Annotated in this window: 17 protein-coding genes; 5 read left to right on the top strand and 12 right to left on the bottom strand. The window is 66.2% G+C overall.

What is annotated here, in order from left to right:
• Positions 1–114: 114 nt before the first annotated feature.
• Both QTH86_RS22495 and QTH86_RS22490 read right to left on the bottom strand, forming a co-directional pair.
• Entirely contained in the window at positions 115–750 is a 636-nt protein-coding gene (locus QTH86_RS22495; RefSeq protein WP_286648371.1) for an HAD family hydrolase, read from the bottom strand.
• Between the two features lie 75 nt (positions 751–825).
• Positions 826–1158 (bottom strand): hypothetical protein, encoded by a 333-nt coding sequence (locus tag QTH86_RS22490; protein ID WP_286648370.1) that lies wholly within the window; start codon positions 1156–1158, stop codon positions 826–828.
• A gap of 190 nt (positions 1159–1348) precedes the next feature.
• On the opposite strand from QTH86_RS22490, the gene groES reads away from it, so the two are divergent.
• From groES to msrA, 3 genes are all read left to right on the top strand, one after another.
• Positions 1349–1639: a co-chaperone GroES gene (gene groES, locus QTH86_RS22485; protein WP_093125512.1), complete on the top strand. Its 291-nt coding sequence runs from the start codon at positions 1349–1351 to the stop codon at positions 1637–1639.
• Between the two features lie 50 nt (positions 1640–1689).
• Positions 1690–3342 (top strand): chaperonin GroEL, encoded by a 1653-nt coding sequence (gene groL, locus QTH86_RS22480; RefSeq protein ID WP_286648369.1) that lies wholly within the window; start codon positions 1690–1692, stop codon positions 3340–3342.
• 131 nt (positions 3343–3473) lie between these two features.
• On the top strand, positions 3474–4208 hold the full coding sequence (gene msrA / locus QTH86_RS22475) for a peptide-methionine (S)-S-oxide reductase MsrA (RefSeq protein ID WP_286648368.1): 735 nt from the start codon (positions 3474–3476) through the stop codon (positions 4206–4208).
• A 57-nt stretch (positions 4209–4265) separates the two neighbouring features.
• On the opposite strand, the gene QTH86_RS22470 is transcribed toward msrA, so the two are convergent.
• From QTH86_RS22470 to tal, 3 genes are all read right to left on the bottom strand, one after another.
• A complete protein-coding gene (locus QTH86_RS22470) occupies positions 4266–4598 on the bottom strand; it encodes a DUF805 domain-containing protein (protein WP_286648367.1) in 333 nt (110 codons plus the stop codon).
• Between the two features lie 99 nt (positions 4599–4697).
• A complete protein-coding gene (pgi, locus tag QTH86_RS22465) occupies positions 4698–6257 on the bottom strand; it encodes a glucose-6-phosphate isomerase (RefSeq protein WP_286648366.1) in 1560 nt (519 codons plus the stop codon).
• A complete protein-coding gene (gene tal / locus QTH86_RS22460) occupies positions 6254–7207 on the bottom strand; it encodes a transaldolase (protein WP_286648365.1) in 954 nt (317 codons plus the stop codon). Before tal ends, pgi begins: the two co-directional genes overlap by 4 nt.
• 105 nt (positions 7208–7312) lie before the next feature.
• Between tal and QTH86_RS22455 the strand changes: the two genes are divergently transcribed.
• Positions 7313–7987: a lipocalin family protein gene (locus QTH86_RS22455; protein ID WP_286648364.1), complete on the top strand. Its 675-nt coding sequence runs from the start codon at positions 7313–7315 to the stop codon at positions 7985–7987.
• A gap of 2 nt (positions 7988–7989) precedes the next feature.
• On the opposite strand, the gene QTH86_RS22450 is transcribed toward QTH86_RS22455, so the two are convergent.
• Positions 7990–8631, bottom strand: a complete 642-nt coding sequence (locus QTH86_RS22450; protein WP_286648363.1) for an HAD family hydrolase — start codon at positions 8629–8631, stop codon at positions 7990–7992.
• Between the two features lie 124 nt (positions 8632–8755).
• Between QTH86_RS22450 and zwf the strand changes: the two genes are divergently transcribed.
• Positions 8756–10222, top strand: coding sequence for a glucose-6-phosphate dehydrogenase (gene zwf / locus QTH86_RS22445; RefSeq protein ID WP_286648362.1), 1467 nt, complete (start codon positions 8756–8758; stop codon positions 10220–10222).
• 18 nt (positions 10223–10240) lie between these two features.
• Here the strand turns inward: zwf and QTH86_RS22440 are convergent, their stop codons facing one another.
• The 6 genes from QTH86_RS22440 to QTH86_RS22415 all read right to left on the bottom strand — a co-directional run bounded on the left by QTH86_RS22440 (position 10241) and on the right by QTH86_RS22415 (position 17158).
• Positions 10241–11269 carry an ABC transporter ATP-binding protein gene (locus QTH86_RS22440; RefSeq protein ID WP_286648361.1) on the bottom strand — a complete coding sequence of 343 codons (1029 nt, stop codon included), beginning with the start codon at positions 11267–11269 and terminating at the stop codon, positions 10241–10243.
• Positions 11266–12273 (bottom strand): ABC transporter ATP-binding protein, encoded by a 1008-nt coding sequence (locus QTH86_RS22435; protein WP_286648360.1) that lies wholly within the window; start codon positions 12271–12273, stop codon positions 11266–11268. Before QTH86_RS22435 ends, QTH86_RS22440 begins: the two co-directional genes overlap by 4 nt.
• Positions 12273–13184, bottom strand: a complete 912-nt coding sequence (locus QTH86_RS22430; protein WP_286648359.1) for an ABC transporter permease — start codon at positions 13182–13184, stop codon at positions 12273–12275. Before QTH86_RS22430 ends, QTH86_RS22435 begins: the two co-directional genes overlap by 1 nt.
• Positions 13185–13335: 151 nt before the next feature.
• On the bottom strand, positions 13336–14919 hold the full coding sequence (locus QTH86_RS22425; protein WP_286648358.1) for an ABC transporter substrate-binding protein: 1584 nt from the start codon (positions 14917–14919) through the stop codon (positions 13336–13338).
• 35 nt (positions 14920–14954) lie between these two features.
• Complete coding sequence (locus QTH86_RS22420; RefSeq protein ID WP_286648357.1) at positions 14955–16178, bottom strand: M20 aminoacylase family protein; 1224 nt, start codon at positions 16176–16178, stop codon at positions 14955–14957.
• Complete coding sequence (locus QTH86_RS22415) at positions 16178–17158, bottom strand: ABC transporter permease (RefSeq protein WP_286648356.1); 981 nt, start codon at positions 17156–17158, stop codon at positions 16178–16180. The genes QTH86_RS22420 and QTH86_RS22415 overlap by 1 nt, the downstream gene beginning before the upstream one ends.
• Between the last annotated feature and the right edge of the window lie 102 nt (positions 17159–17260).

The raw sequence follows: 17260 nt of genomic DNA, 5'->3' as shown, positions 1-17260 counted from the left end.
GTAGACATGCCTATAGAACACGCCCCATCAACGCCAACTCGAATACGGCGCGGCGCCCAGAAATTCGGCCAAAAGTCGACGGGGGATCTTGCGGTCAGTGCCGCTTCCTTCTAGTCATGTGGCGAATACAAAACGCTTTACGTCCGCCAACGTGAAAATCCGAACTTTGGCTGCGGAAACATGCGTCCTGGCGAGGTGGCAAGCGTGCATCCCATAAGCGATCGGTCCCTCGTAGTCTGCCAACAAGGTGTCACCGATCATCACGACCTGCTCGGGTCGCGCGCCCAAGGCTTCACACAGATGAGCGTACATGCGAGGTTCTGGTTTCACCGCCCCAACTTGGAAGCTCCATGCGTACGCATCGAGCTTCGGCAACAACGCTTTGACCGGGGCGGCATATGGGCCAGCCAGATTGGAGCAAACGCCGACCCGGATGCCACAGGCTCTCAGCCAGCGTATGGCGGGAAGCACATCCTCAAAAAGGCTCACGCTCGCAAGTTCTGCATCCAGGTCGGCCTGCAGCTTGCCGAGCACATCACTGGGCAAGACCATGCCCAGCAGTTCAGCGGCCTCGGCCAATCCCACGTCCGCGGACATCACCCGAGCACCATCGTCCGCCCGCGGCGGGCGGCCCATGTCGCTCAGCGTCGACAGAAGCCTCCGGTAGGGCCGCCTCGGATCCTTGATCTGGACCAGCGTCCCGTACACATCGAACGCCACGGCCTTGATGCCTGAAAATTCTCTTTTCATATCACTCTCCATAGGTAGTGCACGTTCGGCCGGTGATTTGAAGAGCCAGATTTCTCATCGCATCGTCGGCGCCCGCTAGAACAGCTCCATTTGCGACAGGGAAGCATGCCGCGACGCCAAGGTTGATCTCGGCGAGTTGACCAGCAGCCAGCCAAGCATCGACTGGGCAAGGCTCGCATCGCTCGATGTCGCGTGTGATGAGCTGGCGACATCGCTAAGCAGGTCAATCAGCACAGAGGGGCGTCTAGTTTGAAGATCTGGCGACTCCAACCTCGCGATCTTGGCGCCGAATGCTGCTGCAAGGGCGATCGTTTGACGGGCCTTGATCAGCGCCCCACGCGCCCGTTTCTCTGCTTTGACCTCGGCGTCGTACATCGCTGCCGTAGCCAGCGCATAGATGATCCGCATGACTCCGTCCAAACTCAGATTGCGCAGCAACGAAGCCGATCTATCTCCCACCCCCCCTTGAAACCCACCCAAATGCCCGTATCATTAGCACTCACCGAACTCGAGTGCTAACAACCCGGTTTTCGGTCGATGGGCTGCCGGCCCCTGGCCTGCGCCCGAACCCAACCCCCGTTTCTATTCAGGAGATGCAATGAAACTTCGTCCTTTGGCCGATCGCGTGATCGTCAAGCGTGTTGACAGCGAAACCAAGACCGCCTCTGGCATCGTCATCCCCGACGCAGCCGCCGAAAAGCCCGATCAAGGCGAAGTCCTGGCCGTCGGCCCGGGCAAGCGCACGGACAAGGGCGAACTGACCGCGCTGACCGTCAAGGTCGGCGACCGCGTCCTGTTCGGCAAGTACTCGGGCCAGACCGTCAAGGTCGACGGCGACGAGCTGCTGGTCATGAAGGAAGACGACCTGTTCGCAGTCGTCGAGAAGTAAGTCTTCTCCTTCTTCCCGCTCATTCCATCAATCATTCGGAGTAATTCAACATGGCAGCAAAAGACGTAGTCTTCGGCGGCGAAGCCCGCGCACGCATGGTCGAGGGTGTCAACATCCTGGCCAACGCAGTCAAAGTGACCCTGGGCCCCAAGGGCCGCAACGTGGTGCTCGAGCGTTCGTTCGGCGCCCCCACGGTGACCAAGGACGGTGTGTCCGTCGCCAAGGAAATCGAACTCAAGGACAAGCTGCAGAACATGGGCGCCCAGCTCGTGAAGGAAGTGGCCTCCAAGACCAGCGACAACGCTGGTGACGGCACCACGACCGCCACGGTCCTGGCCCAAGCCATCGTTCGCGAAGGTTTCAAGCTGGTGGCTGCCGGCATGAACCCGATGGACCTCAAGCGCGGCATCGACAAGGCTGTCACGGCCCTGGTCGCCGAGCTGAAGAAGGCATCGAAGCCCACCACCACGTCCAAGGAAATCGCGCAAGTCGGCTCGATCTCGGCCAACAGCGACGAAACCATCGGCAAGCTCATCGCTGACGCGATGGACAAGGTCGGCAAGGAAGGCGTGATCACCGTCGAAGACGGCAAGTCGCTCGACAGCGAACTCGACGTCGTCGAAGGCATGCAGTTCGACCGCGGCTACCTGTCGCCCTACTTCATCAACAACCCCGAAAAGCAATCCGCGATTCTGGACAACCCCTTCGTTCTGCTCTTCGACAAGAAGATCAGCAACATCCGTGACCTGCTCCCGACGCTGGAACAAGTCGCCAAGGCCGGTCGTCCGCTGCTGATCATTGCCGAAGAAGTCGAAGGCGAAGCCCTGGCGACCCTGGTCGTGAACACGATCCGCGGCATCCTGAAGGTCGTGGCTGTGAAGGCCCCTGGCTTCGGCGACCGCCGCAAGGCCATGCTGGAAGACATCGCCATCCTGACGGGCGGCAAGGTCATCGCTGAAGAAGTGGGCCTGACGCTCGAGAAGGTGACGCTGGCCGACCTCGGCCAAGCCAAGCGCATCGAAGTGGGCAAGGAAAACACGATCATCATCGACGGTTCCGGCGCTGCTGGTGACATCGAAGCCCGCGTCAAGCAAGTGCGCGTTCAGATCGAAGAAGCGACCAGCGACTACGACCGTGAAAAGCTGCAAGAGCGCGTGGCCAAGCTGGCCGGCGGTGTGGCCGTGATCAAGGTCGGCGCTGCCACCGAAGTCGAAATGAAGGAAAAGAAGGCTCGCGTCGAAGACGCCCTGCACGCCACCCGCGCTGCAGTGGAAGAAGGCGTCGTGGCTGGCGGCGGCGTGGCACTGCTGCGTGCCAAGCAAGCCGTGGGCGACTCGATCAAGGGCGACAACGCCGACCAGGAAGCCGGCATCAAGCTGGTGCTCAAGGCCATCGAAGCACCCCTGCGTGAAATCGTGAACAACGCCGGCGGCGAAGCCTCGGTGGTGGTGAACGCTGTGCTGGCCGGCAAGGGCAACTACGGCTTCAACGCTGCGAACGACACGTACGGCGACATGCTCGAACTGGGCATCCTGGACCCGACGAAGGTCACGCGCACCGCGCTGCAGAACGCCGCTTCGGTGTCCTCGCTGCTGTTGACGACCGAAGCCATGGTCGCCGAAGCACCGAAGGACGAAGCGGGCGCCGGCGGCGGCATGCCTGACATGGGCGGCATGGGTGGCATGGGCGGCATGGGCATGTAATTGCCCCTGCGGCTGCATCACGCATCCGAACCGAAGCCCTGCAGCGCGAGCTGCAGGGCTTTTTTCATGCGTGCGAGAACGGCGCTTCCGGTTGAACGACACTGCCGCTTTCCCATCGACGGAGACACCTCATGAAAGCCACACCGATTCCTGCACTGCAACGCCGCCGTTCGCTGCTGGCGGCCCTGGCGCTGGCGACCGGCGGCGGGGTGTGGCTGGCCGCACGACCATCGGCCGCGGCCGAAGCGGCGGTGGTGGTGCCGGCACCCGGCACGGACCCGGCGGTGGCGCCTGGCAGCACCAGCGAGGTGGCCGTCATCGCTGGTGGCTGCTTCTGGGGCGTGCAGGGGGTCTTTCAGCACGTCAAGGGCGTGAGCGGCGCGGTGTCGGGTTATGCCGGCGGGTCCGAGCAAACGGCCCGCTACGATGACGTGGGCCTAGGCAACACCGGCCACGCGGAAGCGGTGCGCATCAGCTACGACCCGCGGCAGATCAGCTACGCACGCCTGCTGCAGATCTTCTTCTCGGTGGCGCACGATCCCACGCAGCTCAATCGCCAGGGGCCGGACACCGGCACCCAGTATCGCTCGACCATCTTTGCGCAGAACCTCGAGCAGGCGCGCATCGCGCAGGCCTACATCGCGCAGCTGACGCAGGCCAAGACCTTCGGCAACCGTCCGGTCGTCACCACCATCGAACTGCAGAAGCGCTTCTATCCCGCCGAGGCGTACCACCAGGACTTCCTGACGCGGCATCCGGACCATCCGTACATCGTGATCAACGACATCCCGAAGGTCGACAACCTCAAGCGCATGTTCCCCGCGGTGTACCGCGCCCAGCCCGCGCTGGTCGGCACCGGCGTCTAAGGGCAAATCGCATGAAAAAGGGCCGCGTCGGCGGCCCTTCGGTGGCAGGAGAACGCCTCAGACCGTCGGCGGCGGGCCGTACTCGTTGGATTCGGGTGCGCTCGGCTGCACCGCGAAGTACAGCAGCACGAGGTTCACCAGCGGGATGATCCCGATCAGCAGCCACCAGCCGCTCTTGCCGATGTCGTGCAGCCGGCGCGCGCCGGCCGAGAGCATCGGCAGGATGAACGCCAGCACGACGATGAAGTACAGGTACTGGTGGATGAAGCTGCCCACCACCGCGAGCACGAGATAGGCCAGGAAGAACCACCAATACTCGGCGCGCGACGCGCGGCCCGAAAAGTCCACGTACTTGGCAAAGCAGGTCGCAACGGCCTGTTGAAAATTCATGACAACTCCTCTTTTTCGTTCCCACGGGAAGACCCCGGGCCATCATATCGGCGGGGATCGGGTCGCCGATGACAGGCGGCCCCGAAGAGCTCCCTGCGCTCAGCGCAGGCGCGTGAGCAACCCGGCCGTCGACGCGTCCAGCCCGGTCGTATCGCCCGAGGCCAGCCGCGGCTCGATGTCCCTGGCGAGCACCTTGCCGAGTTCCACGCCCCACTGGTCGAAGCTGTTGATGCCCCACAGCGCACCGCTGGTGAACACGCGGTGTTCGTACATCGCAAGGAAGGCACCGAGGGCTTCGGGCGTGAGCTTCTCCAGCACGAAGAAGGTGCTCGGCCGGTTGCCGGGAAAGTTCTTGTGGCCGCCGGCATCCACCTGGCCGACCATCAGTGCCTGCGCCTGCGCGAGCGCGTTGGCCAGCAGCTTGGGGTGGTGGCCCTCCAGCTCGTGCGCCGCATCGCGCACCGCGACGAATTCCAGCGGGGTCACGTCGGTGCCCTGGTGCAGCATCTGGAAATAGGCATGCTGGCCGTTGGTGCCCGGCTCGCCCCACAACACGGGCGAGGTGCCGAAGGTCAGCGCTTCGCCACTGGCGTCGACCTGCTTGCCGTTGCTTTCCATCTCGAGCTGCTGCAGGTAGGCCGGCAGGCGCTTGAGCGCGCTGTGGTACGGCGCGATGCTGCGGCTGGTGAAACCGTGGAAGTTGCGGTACCAGACATCGAGCAGGCCGAGGCGCACCGGGAGGTTCTGCGCCAGCGGCGCAGTGCGGAAGTGCTCGTCCATGGCGTGCGCGCCGGCCAGCAATGCGCGAAAGCCCTCGGCGCCGATGGCCAGCGCGATCGGCAGCCCGATGGCCGACCACAACGAATAGCGCCCGCCCACCCAGTCCCAGAAGCCGAAGGTCTTCTCGATGCCGAAGGCGCGCGCGGCCTCGACGTTGGTGGTGAGCGCGGCGAAGTGGCGCGCCACGTCGACCCCGCCCGACTGCGCGAACCAGCGCTTGGCCGACTGCGCATTGGCCATGGTTTCGGCCGTGGTGAAGGTCTTCGAGGCGATCAGGAACAGCGTGTGTTCGGGCGCCAGGCCCTTGAGCACGCCGGCCAGCTCGTGCCCGTCGACGTTCGAGACGAAGTGGAAGCGTTTGCCCGGCGCGACGAATTCGTCGAGTGCCAGCACCGCCATCTGCGGCCCGAGGTCGGAGCCGCCGATGCCGATGTTCACCACGTCGGTGATGGTGTGGTCGCCACGGACCTGCTCCGCGTACGCCAGCATCGCGTCGAGCGTGGCATGCACGTCGGCCAGCGCGGCCTGGTTGTGCGCGGCCACGGGGACGTCGACCGGTGTGCGCAGCAGGAAATGCATCACCGCGCGGTCTTCGGTGCGGTTGATCGGCTGGCCGGCGAACATCGCGTCGCGGTGCGCCTCCAGGCCCGATTCGCGCGCCAGCGCCAGCAGCAGCGCTTCGGTGCGCGCATCGATCAAGTTCTTCGACAGGTCGGCGAAGACATGCGGCGCCGCCTCGCTGAAGGCGGCGAAGCGCGCATCACCGTCGGTCTCGAAGGCGGTGCGCAGGTCGAAGCTTCGGCCGGACTCGGCATAGTGCGCCTGCAATTGCGTCCAGCCCGCGGTGCGGTCGCAGCGCACGCCGGTGCGCGCGCTCATTGCACCTCCTGCATCAGCTTCTCGAGCTTCACGGCATCGGCGGCGAAGGCGCGGATGCCTTCGGCCAGCTTTTCCGTGGCCATCGCGTCCTCGTTCAGCGCAAAGCGGAAGGCTGCCTCGTCGAGCGTGACCTTCGGGATGTCGCGCGATTTCGCCGCTTCGGCGTCGAGCGCATGCACCAGCGGCGCATCGCTGGCGGCCAGCTCCGCCAGCAGGTCGGGGCTGATGGTGAGCAGGTCGCAGCCCGCCAGCGCGGCGATCTGCCCCGTGTTGCGGAAGCTCGCGCCCATCACCTCCGTGGCGATGCCGTGGCGCTTGTAGTAGTCGAAGATCTGCCGCACCGACTGCACGCCGGGGTCGTTGGCACCGCTGCGCGCGGCCTCGTCCCAGGCGCTGCCGGCCGACTTCTTGTACCAGTCGTAGATACGCCCGACGAAGGGCGAGATGAGCTTCACACCCGCCGCGCCGCACGCCACCGCCTGCGCGAAGGAGAACAGCAGCGTGAGGTTGGTGTGGATGCCCTTTTGCTCCAGGATGCGCGCGGCCTCGATGCCTTCCCAGGTGGCGGCGATCTTGATCAGCAGGCGCTGCTCGGGGTCGATGCCTTCCGCGCGGTACAGCGCCACGATGCGGTCGGCCCGCGCCACGGTGGCGGCGGTGTCGAAGCTCAGGCGGGCGTCCACTTCGGTCGACACGCGACCGGGGATGAGCGACAGGATCTCGGTGCCGAAGCGCACCAGCAGCCGATCGATGACCTCGTCGACGGCGAGCCCGCGGTGCGTCTTCACCGCGTCGTCAAGCAGCGGCCGGTAGTCCGGTTTCTGCACGGCCTTCAGGATGAGCGACGGGTTGGTCGTCGCGTCCTGCGGCTTGAACTGCGCGAGCTGGCGGAAGTCACCGGTGTCGGCGACCACGGTGGTCCATTGACGGAGGGCATCGAGTTGGTTCATGCGGCCATTATCCCGTCCGGAAACTACAGGCCGTGTGGTCCATGGCTGACGAGCGCGGCAAGCCGGGGCACCTACGCTCGGAGGCTGCATTTCTGGAGAAGCCCCATGCCGAATCGCCGCCGCACGCCCCCCGCTCCCGCTCCGTTCGACGACCGCCGCTTCAGCGCCTCGATCGGCACGCTGGCCACCGCCTTCTGCGTGGGTGGCGTGCTGGCACTGGCTGCCTTCGGGGTGGCGCGCAGCGCGCGTGCCCATGCCCTCGCCGGCCCGGCCGACGGTGCGCCACTGATGCGGGCGCCGTTGCAGGCGGTCGCGCCGGTCGACCTCAAGCGTTACGCCGGCATGTGGCACGAGCAGGCGCGCCTGCCGAATCGCTTCCAGAAACAATGCACCGGTCCGGTCACGGCGGAATACACGCCGTTGCCCGACGGGACGATCGAAGTGCGCAACCGCTGCATCCTGGCCGACGGCAATTTCGAGGAAGCGGTGGGAACCGCCCGCGTGGTGCCGGTCGCGGGCCAGCCCGGTGCCGGGCGGCTCGAGGTGCGCTTCGCGCCATCCTGGCTCAGCTGGCTTCCCATGGCCTGGGGCGACTACTGGATCCTCAAGCTCGACCGCGATTACGAGGTGTCATTGGTCGGCACGCCGGACCGCGACTACCTGTGGGTCTTGTCACGTGACCCGGTGCTCGATGCGGCCACGCTCGACACCTACCTCGACTATGCGCGCAGCCTGGGTTTCGACGTCGACAAGGTGGTGCGCACCGGCACCTCGAACTGAGCTCAGACGGAGGGCTGGTCGGGCGGCGCCAGATGCCGCGTCACCTGCGCGCCCAATGCCTTGGGCGCCGTGCAGTGGATGGCCCGCCACCCCAGCGCGCGTGCCGCCTCGACATTGGCGGCCGTGTCGTCGATGAAGAGGGTCTGCGCGGGATCGAAGCCATGGCGCCAGGCCAGCAGTTCGTAGATCTCGCTGTTCGGTTTGACGAGCTTCACGTCGCCTGAAAACACGCCACCGTCGAACCACTGGAAGAACGGCAGCCGCCGCTCCAGCGCCCGCGCATACGGCACCGGCATGTTCGACAGGTAGTACAGGCGCACGTCCTCGCCACCATCACGCCGGGCGCGGAGCTGGTCGAGCAGTTCGATGCTTTCGGGGATCGGGTCGAGCCGTTCGCCCAGCGGCGCGATCATGTCGTGCACCACCGTTTCCGACAGGCCCAGACGGCTCGCGCTGCGGGTCACCACCTCGTCGACGCTGCGGATGCCGCAGTCGAAGGCGAGCCAGTCCTCGTGGTGGAAGAAGGCCCTGGCCAGTGCCTGCGCAGCCTCCGCCGTCGGCGCGCGCTCCGGGAAATGCGCCTGGAGGAGCCGGGCCGGTTCCCAGGCCACCACCACCGCACCGAGATCGAAAACGACATTCATGGGTGCGATTGTTTCATGGCGCGTCGGCGGGGGTCGGGCCGCCGTGCGATGGGCCGGCGGCCGGTACCATTCGGGTGGCAAGCTTCGTGCTCGGCCCTCCCCCAACTCCACGGATTCCTTTTCCATGAGCTTCGACCTCGTTCTGTTCGGCGGCACCGGTGACCTGGCATGGCGCAAGCTGATGCCCGCGCTGTTCCAGGCCTTCCGCCACGGCAGCCTGCCCGAGGGCGGGCGCATCATCGGCGTGGCACGCGACGACCTGTCGGACGACCAGTACCGCGAGCTGATCGAGTCGCGCTTCGCCGCGGTCGAAGGTGCCAAGCGCCCGAGCCCCGAGGAGTTCAAGAAGTTCGCCTCGATGCTGTACTTCCTACGCATGGACCTGTCCAAGCCCGGCCACTACGCCCAGCTGGCCGACATGCTCAAGCGCCGCAATGCCGACACGGTGGTGATGTACGTGGCGACGGCGCCGGCGCTCTTTACGCAGGTGGTCGAGCAGATCGCGGCGGCCAACCTCAACACGCCGCGCACGCGCGTCGTGCTCGAGAAGCCGCTGGGGCACGACCTGGCATCGAACCGCGCCATCAACGACGCGGTGCGCAAGGTGCTCAGCGAGAAGCAGGTCTTCCGCATCGACCACTACCTGGGCAAGCCCTCGGTGCAGAACCTCTTCGCGCTGCGCTTCGGCAACGCGCTGTTCGAGCCGATCTGGCGGCGCGAGCACATCGCCAACATCCAGATCACGATCGCCGAAGACCTGGGTGTGGAAAAGCGCGGCGCCTTCTACGACCAGACCGGCGCGCTGCGCGACATGGTGCAGAACCACGCGCTGCAGCTGGTCTGCGCGATCGCGATGGAGCCGCCGATCAACGCGCATGCCGACGCGCTGCGCGACGAGAAGCTCAAGGTGCTGCGCTCGCTCAAGCCCTGGACGCCCGAGACGCTGGGCCTGCACGCCATCCGCGGCCAGTACACGGCCGGCACAGCCTACGGCGAGCGGGTGCCGGGCTACCTGTCGGAAGCGGGCATCGACCCGCAGAGCCGTACCGAGACCTTCGTCGCGCTGCGCGCCGAGATCGCCAACTGGCGCTGGGCCGGCGTGCCCTTCTACATCCGCACCGGCAAGCGGCTGGCCTCGCGCGACGCGCGCATCGAGGTGAACTTCCGCCCCACACCGCACGCCATCTTCCGCGCGCCGACCGGCGCCGCGAACCGGCTGGTGATCAACCTGCAGCCCAAGGACGGACTCGAGTTGCACCTGTTGTCGCAGGCGCAGAACAACCGCAAGCGCAGCAACGGCGATGCGACGCAGCCGCTGGCGCCGGTGCAGCTCGACCTCGATTTCGACAAGCGCTTCGGCAGCGAACGCGTCGGCGCGTACGAGCGGCTGCTGCTGGACGTGATCGACGGCCGGCTCAACCTCTTCGTGCGCAGCGACGAGCAGGAAGAGGCCTGGCGCTGGGTCGAGCCGCTGATCGACAGCTGGTCGTCCGACGGCGCGCCGCGCCCGTACGCGGCCGGCACCTGGGGGCCGAGCGCGTCGAGCGCGATGATCGCGCGCGACGGCTTCTCGTGGAGCGAGGAGCAGTAGCTCGCCGCGCGGTCGGAGCTAGATCCGGCCTTCTTCCACCGCGTGGCAGGCCACCTTCACGCCGCGCAGCATCTGCAGCGGCGGCCGCTCGGCCTTGCAGCGTGCATTGGCGTGCGGGCAGCGCGGGTGGAAGGTGCAGCCGGTCGGCGGGTTGAGCGGGTTGGGCACCTCGCCCTGCACCGGCGTGCGCGAGCGGCCGGTGTGCTTCATCTGCGGGATGGCGTCGAGCAGCATCCGCGTGTACGGGTGTTGCGGCGAATCGAACAGCATGTGCTTGTCGGCCACCTCGACCAGGCGGCCCAGGTACATCACGCCGACCTGGTCGGCCACATGCCGCACCACCGCGAGGTTGTGCGAGATGAAGAGGTAGGTCAGGCCCTGCTCGCGCTGCAGGTCCTTCATGATGTTGAGCACCTGCGCCTGCACGCTCACGTCGAGCGCCGAGGTCGGTTCGTCGCACACCAGGAATTCCGGCTGCGTGGCGAGCGCCCGCGCGATCGAGATGCGCTGGCGCTGGCCGCCCGAGAACTGGTGCGGGTATTTCGACATGTCGAGCGGGCTCAGACCGACCGACTGCAACAGCTCGCCGACGCGCTGCTTGAGCGCCGGGCCTTTCTGCAGGATGCCGTGCTCGCGCAGCGGCTCGCCGATGATGTCTTCCACGATCCAGCGCGGGTTCAGGCTCGCATACGGGTCCTGGAAGATCATCTGGATGCGGCGGCGCAGCGTTCGTCCTTCGGGCGTCTTGAAGGCGGCGTGCGCATCCTGGTTGTCGAATTGCATGCCACCGCGCGTGGGGCCGTACAGGCCGACCATCAGGCGCGCGACCGTGCTCTTGCCGCAGCCCGATTCGCCGACCAGCGCCAGCGTCTTGCCACGCTCGATCTCGAAGCTGACGCCGTCGACCGCATTCAGCAGTTGCTTCGGCTTGCGCTCGATCATGCGGTTGAGCCAGGGTGGCGAAACGTCGAAGGTCTTGGCCAGGTCGCGCACTTCGACCAGCGGCACGCCGGCCTGCGCGGCGTTCATCGAGGTCGTCGTGCTCATACGGGCGCTCCCGTGCGGTGCAGCGCCGTGTGCGGGTCGTGCGCATCGTGCAGCCAGCAGGCCGCGCGCGTGGCGCCGGCATTGAGCAGGTCGGGCCGCTCCTGCGTGCAGCGCTCGAAGACGCGCGGGCAGCGCGGGTTGTAGGCGCAGCCGCGCGGAATGGCGTTCAGGCGGGGCATGGCACCGTCGATCTGGTTGAGGCGCTCGCGGTCGACCTCGATGTCGGGGATCGACGCCATCAGGCCCATCGTGTACGGGTGCGCCGGTTGATGAATCACCTCCTGCACCGGGCCGATCTCGGCGATGCGGCCGGCATAGAGCACGGCCACACGGTCGCAGGTTTCGGCGATCACGCCCATGTCGTGGGTGATGAGCATCACCGCCGCGCCGCGCTCCTTGCAGATGCGTTTGAGCAGCTGAATGATCTGCGCCTGGATCGACACGTCGAGCGCGGTGGTCGGCTCGTCGGCAACGATCAGCTTGGGCTCGGCCGCCAGCGCCAGGGCGATCACCACGCGCTGGCGCATGCCGCCGGAGAACTGGTGCGGGTAGTGGTCGATGCGCTGCTCGGCGGCCGGGATGCCGGTGTCCTGCAGCAGGCCGATGGCACGGCGTCGCGCCTCGGCCCCATTCACCGGCAGGTGGGCCTGGATGGTTTCCACCAACTGGCGGCCCACCGTGTAGAGCGGGTTCAGCGAGGTCAGCGGGTCCTGGAAGATCGCGCCGATCTTGCGGCCGCGGATGTGGCGCATCTTGTCGTGCGAGAGCTGGTCGATGCGCTCGCCCTCGAGGCGGATCTCGCCACCCGCGACGCGCCCTGGCGGCTCGAGCAGGCCGATGATGGCCGCGCCGGTCAGCGACTTGCCGGCACCGGACTCGCCCACCACGCCGAGGATCTCGCCCGGTGCGATGTCGAAGGAGATGTCGTCGAGCGCGCGCAGCGTGCCGCGGCGCCCGGGGAATTCGACGACCAGGTTCTGGACTTGGAGCAAGGGTTGGGTCATCAGCGGAGCCTCGGGTTGAGCGCATCGCGCAGCCAGTCGCCCAGCAGGTTCACGCTGAGCGCGATGAGCACCAGCATCAGGCCGGGGAACACCGTCATCCACCATTCGCCGGAGAAGAGGTACTGGTTGCCGGTGCTGATCAGCGACCCCAGCGACGGCGAGGTGGGTGGCACCCCGACGCCCAGGAAGGACAGCGTCGCCTCGGTGATGATCGCCGTGGCCACCTGGATGGTCGCCAGCACCATCACCGGACCGGTCACGTTGGGCAGCACGTGGCGCAGCATGATGCGCATCGGCGCCACGCCGGTGACGCGCGCGGCCTGTACGTATTCCTTGTTGCGCTCGACCATGGTGGAGCCGCGCACCGTGCGGGCGTAGTCGACCCACTTGGTCAGGGAGATGGAGAAGATCAGCACGCCGAAGGCGACGGTGGTGTCGGCGTTCGGGAACAGGGCCCGGCCGACGCCCGAGATGAGCAGTGCGACCAGGATCGGCGGGAAGGACAGCATCACGTCGCACAGGCGCATGAGCGCCGAATCGACCCAGCCGCCGCGAAAGCCGGCGATCAGCCCGAGCAAGGTACCGACCGCGACCGAGAGAAACACCGACACGACGCCGACGATCAGCGAGATGCGCGCGCCGTAGATGACGGCCGAGAGGATGTCGCGCCCCTGGTCGTCGGTGCCGAGCAGGTACTTGCGCGTGCCTTCGGGGTACCAGGCGGGCGGCAGGCGGGCGTCCATGAGCTCGAGCTTGGCCAGGTCGAACGGGTTGTGCGGCGACACCCATCCGGCGAAGGCCGCGCAGAAGATGCAGACGAACGCGATCAGCGCCGCCACCATGGCGACGGGCGAAGTCCGGAAGCTGTAACCGACGTCGCTGTCGGCCCAGCGCGTGAGTGTTTTGATCATCGTGAGAAACAAGATGGGCTTGCGCCCGCTTCTTCGTGGCAAGCGAAGCGAAGCCCGTTCGTGAAACGCCGCGGAACCGGCTCTGCCGGGCCGCTGGCGTTGCCCCCTTGAGGGGGAACCGGCTACACGCAGTGAGCCGGATCGGAGGTGGTTACTTGATGCTCATCCACTTGAAGGGCATGTAGTTGTCGGCCATCTGCGTGAGCGACACCTTCTTGCTCACGCCCCAGGCCAGCGTCTGCTGGTGCAACGGCAGGTGGCCGATATCCGCGGTATGCAGATCGAAGGCCTCCTTGATCATCGCGTCGCGCTTGGGCTTGTCGGTTTCCGACTGGATCTTCTTGGTCAGTTCGTCGACCTTCGGGTTGCAGTACGCACCCAGGTTGAACTGACCAGCACCCGTCTTGTCGTCCGGACAGGCCATCAGCGCGGTCAGCGCGTTGTGCGAGTCGTAGGTGGCCGGCGTCCAGCCCAGCAGGTAGAAGCTCGTGTCGCGGCGCAGGATCTTCGGGAAGTAGGTGCCTTTGGTCTCGGTGGCGAGATTGATCTTCACGCCGATGCGCGCGAGGTTGCCCGCGACGGCCTGGCAGATCTGGCCGTCGTTCACATAGCGGTCGTTCGGGCAGTTCATCGTGACTTCGAAGCCGCTCGGGTAGCCTGCGTCAGCCAGCAGCTTCTTCGCGCCTTCGACGTCCAGCGGCAGGCGCTTGTCTTGTGCTTCATTCCAGCCGTTGATGCCGGGGCCGACCATCAGTGCGGTCGGACGCGATGCACCGCGCATCACGGTGCGCTGGATGCCCACGATGTCGATGGCCTGGTAGAAGGCCTGGCGAACACGCTTGTCCTTGAACGGGTTCTTGCCCTTCACGCTCGAGTACAGCAGTTCGTCGCGCTTCTGGTCCATGCCCAGGAAGATGGTGCGCAGTTCGGGGCCGGCGATCACGCGGGCATTGGGGCTCGCGTTGATGCGGGCGATGTCCTGCACGGGCACCGGTTCCATCACGTCGATCTCGCCGGACACCAGAGCCGCGACCCGCGTGGCCGGATTGGCGATCGGCGTGAAGATGATTTCCTGGGCATTGCCTTCGATCTTGCCCCAGTAGGTGGGGTTGCGAACGAAGACGGTGCGCACGTTCGGTTGGCGTTCTCGCACGCGGAACGGACCCGTGCCGTTGGCCTTGAACGAGGCCGTGTTCTCGATGCCCTTGCGGCGATCGACCGGAATGGTGGCCTTGTTCTCTTCGCACCACTTCTTGCTCATGATCATGAGGTTGGTGAGGACGTCCGGCAGGATCGGGAACGGGCCCTTGGTCTCGATCTCCACGACATGGTCGCCGACCTTGCGCACCTCCTTGATGTCGGTTGTGTTGGATTTCATGTCCGAGCCTTCGCCGGCAGCGCGCGCGAAGCTGAAGAGCACGTCGTCGGCGGTGAAGGGCGTGCCGTCGTGGAACTGCACGTTCTTGCGCAGCTCGAAGCGCCAGACGGTTGGCGAAGTCTGCTTCCAGCTCGTGGCCAGCACCGGCGCCACGGACAGATCCTTGTTGCGGCCGACCAGGGTTTCGTACACGTTGTTGGTCGTGCTCAGCTGCAGCGATTCCTGCAGCGAATGCGGATCGAGCGACAGCGCGTCGCCCTGGTTGGCGATGCGGATGGTCTGCGCACCGACCGACAGGCTGGCCGCGCACAGCGCAGACAGGACAGCGGTGGCGAGCACGGTGGATTTGAACTTCATGGAAAGACTCCTGACTGCGTTGGAAAAAGGAAAATTCAAGTCGCCTCGAGCGGCATGCCTTGCTCGGCCAGACCAGCGTGCAAGGCCGCGCCGAGCGGCAGGATCTCATCGTTGAAATCGTATCGGCTGTTGTGCAGCGAGGTGCTGCCGACGCCACCGGCGCCGCCCTGCCCGATGCGCAGGTAGGCGCCCGGCTTGACCTGCAGCATGAACGAGAAATCCTCTGCGCCCATGCTCGGCTCCATGTCGCGATCGACATGCTCGGCGCCCACCAGGCGCTCGGCCACGTCGGCCGCGAAGGCCGCTTCGCGCGGCGTGTTGATGGTGGCCGGATAGATGCGGTCGTAGTGCACGCTGGCACTCGCGCCGAAGCCCAGCGCCACGCCGCTGCACAGCTCGCTCAGGCGGCGTTCGATCAGGTCCTGCACTTCGGGGTTGAAGGTGCGCACGGTGCCCACGAGGGTCGCCTTGCCGGGAATCACGCTGAAGGCGCCGAGGTCGCCCGCCTGCATCGCGACCAGGCTGAGCACGGCGCTGTCGATCGGCCGCACGTTGCGCGACACCAGGCTCTGCGCCGCCGTGATGATGTGCGCCGACACCAGCACCGGATCGACCGTCTGGTAGGCGTGCGCGCCATGGCCGCCGCGGCCGGTGACGTCGATGGTGACGCGGTCAGCCGCCGCCATCATTGCGCCCATGTTGATGCCGACGGTGCCGGGCTTCATCGATGGCCAGTTGTGCATGCCGTAGACCGACTGCACCGGGAAACGGTCGAACAGCCCGTCCTCGATCATCACGCGGGCACCGGCAAAGCCTTCCTCGCCGGGCTGGAAGATGAGCACGGCGGTGCCATCGAAGTTGCGGGTTTTGGCCAGGTAGCGGGCGGCCCCGACCAGCATGGTCGTGTGGCCGTCGTGGCCGCAGCCGTGCATCAGGCCCTGTTTCGCCGACTTCCAGGTGAAGTCGTTGTGCTCGGTCATCGGCAGCGCGTCCATGTCAGCGCGCAGGCCGATCATGGCGCCCCGCGTGTCGCGCTGGCCGCGGATCACGGCGACGAAACCGGTCTTGCCGATGCCTTCGTGGATCTCGTCCACGCCGCAGGCCCGCAAGGCCTCCTTCACGCGCGCCGCGGTGTAGACCTCTTCGAAGCCAAGTTCGGGGTGTGCATGCAACTCACGCCGCAAGGCCGTGAGTTCGGAATGGAACTCGGCGATATGGGCGAACGCGCGGCCCGCCGGTCGGATGCGTGCGGCCTGCATCAGTGCCCCCCGGCCTTGCCGACGCGAAGCCGCGGGTCGACGACAAAGTACAGCAGGTCGACCACCAGATTGATCACCACGAAGATCAGCGCAATGAGACAGAGGTAGGCAGACATCACCGGGATGTCGGCAAAGGTCACGGCCTGGATGAAGAGCAGGCCCATGCCCGGCCACTGGAAGACGCTCTCCGTGATGATCGCAAAGGCGATCAGGCCGCCCAACTGCAGCCCAGTGATGGTCATCACCGGCACGAGCGTGTTCTTCAAGGCATGGCCGAAGTGGATGGCGCGGTTGCTGAGACCCCGTGCGCGCGCGAACTTGATGTAGTCCGTGCGCAGCACTTCGAGCATCTCGGCACGCACCAGTCGCATGATCAGCGTGAGCTGGAAGATGGCCAGCGTCACGGCCGGCAATACCAGGTGGTGCCAGCCGTCGCGCGTGAAGAGCCCGCTGCTCCACCAGCCCAGCTGCACGGTGTCGCCGCGCCCGAAGCTGGGGAACCAGCCCAGGTGCACGGCAAACACCAGGATCAGCAGGATGCCGATCAGGAAGGTCGGCAACGACACGCCCAACAGCGACAGCGTCATGAAGAACTGGCTCATGAAGGTGCCGCGACGTAGCGCCGTGTACACGCCCATCGGGACGCCGACGGCCAGCGCCAGCACGGCCGCCACCAGCGCCAATTCGAGCGTGGCCGGGAAGCGCTCCCCGATCAGCCGGGACACCTTGGCGCCCTGGCGCAGGCTCAGGCCGAACTCGCCTTGCACGGCGTTCGAGAGGAAATGCCAAAACTGCACGAAGAAGGGCTGGTCGAGCCCCAGATCGGCACGCAGTTGGGCGATCTGCTCAGGTCGGGCGTCCTGGCCCAGCAGGAACACCACGGGATCGCCCACGTACTGGAACAGGAGGAAGGAGATGAATGCCACCGCGACCAGCACGATCGCAGCCTGGAACAGGCGACGGAGAACGAAAGCAAGCATTCAGAAGGGTGGTCGCAGGAGAAGAAAGAAGCATGCTAACGAGCAAGCGCCATGCCCGCCCCCGGGTCAAGCGCGGTTGACAAGCGCAAGCTGTTGCGGTGC

The sequence above is a fragment of the Variovorax sp. J2L1-78 genome (assembly GCF_030317205.1).
GTDB classification, from domain to species: Bacteria; Pseudomonadota; Gammaproteobacteria; order Burkholderiales; family Burkholderiaceae_C; genus Variovorax; species Variovorax arabinosiphilus.
Note: the sequence above shows the minus strand (reverse complement) of the source record. Positions and strands in the feature narration are given on the sequence as shown.

What these genes read in the sequence shown, in the direction of transcription:
- QTH86_RS22425 (WP_286648358.1), bottom strand. Translation starts at nt 14,919, where the DNA reads ATGAAGTTCAAATCCACCGTGCTCGCCACCGCTGTCCTGTCTGCGCTG.
- groL (WP_286648369.1), top strand. Translation starts at nt 1,690, where the DNA reads ATGGCAGCAAAAGACGTAGTCTTCGGCGGCGAAGCCCGCGCACGCATG.
- QTH86_RS22450 (WP_286648363.1), bottom strand. Translation starts at nt 8,631, where the DNA reads ATGAATGTCGTTTTCGATCTCGGTGCGGTGGTGGTGGCCTGGGAACCG.
- QTH86_RS22495 (WP_286648371.1), bottom strand. Translation starts at nt 750, where the DNA reads ATGAAAAGAGAATTTTCAGGCATCAAGGCCGTGGCGTTCGATGTGTAC.
- QTH86_RS22490 (WP_286648370.1), bottom strand. Translation starts at nt 1,158, where the DNA reads ATGCGGATCATCTATGCGCTGGCTACGGCAGCGATGTACGACGCCGAG.
- QTH86_RS22420 (WP_286648357.1), bottom strand. Translation starts at nt 16,178, where the DNA reads ATGCAGGCCGCACGCATCCGACCGGCGGGCCGCGCGTTCGCCCATATC.
- tal (WP_286648365.1), bottom strand. Translation starts at nt 7,207, where the DNA reads ATGAACCAACTCGATGCCCTCCGTCAATGGACCACCGTGGTCGCCGAC.
- QTH86_RS22440 (WP_286648361.1), bottom strand. Translation starts at nt 11,269, where the DNA reads ATGAGCACGACGACCTCGATGAACGCCGCGCAGGCCGGCGTGCCGCTG.
- QTH86_RS22435 (WP_286648360.1), bottom strand. Translation starts at nt 12,273, where the DNA reads ATGACCCAACCCTTGCTCCAAGTCCAGAACCTGGTCGTCGAATTCCCC.
- QTH86_RS22415 (WP_286648356.1), bottom strand. Translation starts at nt 17,158, where the DNA reads ATGCTTGCTTTCGTTCTCCGTCGCCTGTTCCAGGCTGCGATCGTGCTG.
- pgi (WP_286648366.1), bottom strand. Translation starts at nt 6,257, where the DNA reads ATGAGCGCGCGCACCGGCGTGCGCTGCGACCGCACCGCGGGCTGGACG.
- QTH86_RS22455 (WP_286648364.1), top strand. Translation starts at nt 7,313, where the DNA reads ATGCCGAATCGCCGCCGCACGCCCCCCGCTCCCGCTCCGTTCGACGAC.
- zwf (WP_286648362.1), top strand. Translation starts at nt 8,756, where the DNA reads ATGAGCTTCGACCTCGTTCTGTTCGGCGGCACCGGTGACCTGGCATGG.
- QTH86_RS22430 (WP_286648359.1), bottom strand. Translation starts at nt 13,184, where the DNA reads ATGATCAAAACACTCACGCGCTGGGCCGACAGCGACGTCGGTTACAGC.
- QTH86_RS22470 (WP_286648367.1), bottom strand. Translation starts at nt 4,598, where the DNA reads ATGAATTTTCAACAGGCCGTTGCGACCTGCTTTGCCAAGTACGTGGAC.
- groES (WP_093125512.1), top strand. Translation starts at nt 1,349, where the DNA reads ATGAAACTTCGTCCTTTGGCCGATCGCGTGATCGTCAAGCGTGTTGAC.
- msrA (WP_286648368.1), top strand. Translation starts at nt 3,474, where the DNA reads ATGAAAGCCACACCGATTCCTGCACTGCAACGCCGCCGTTCGCTGCTG.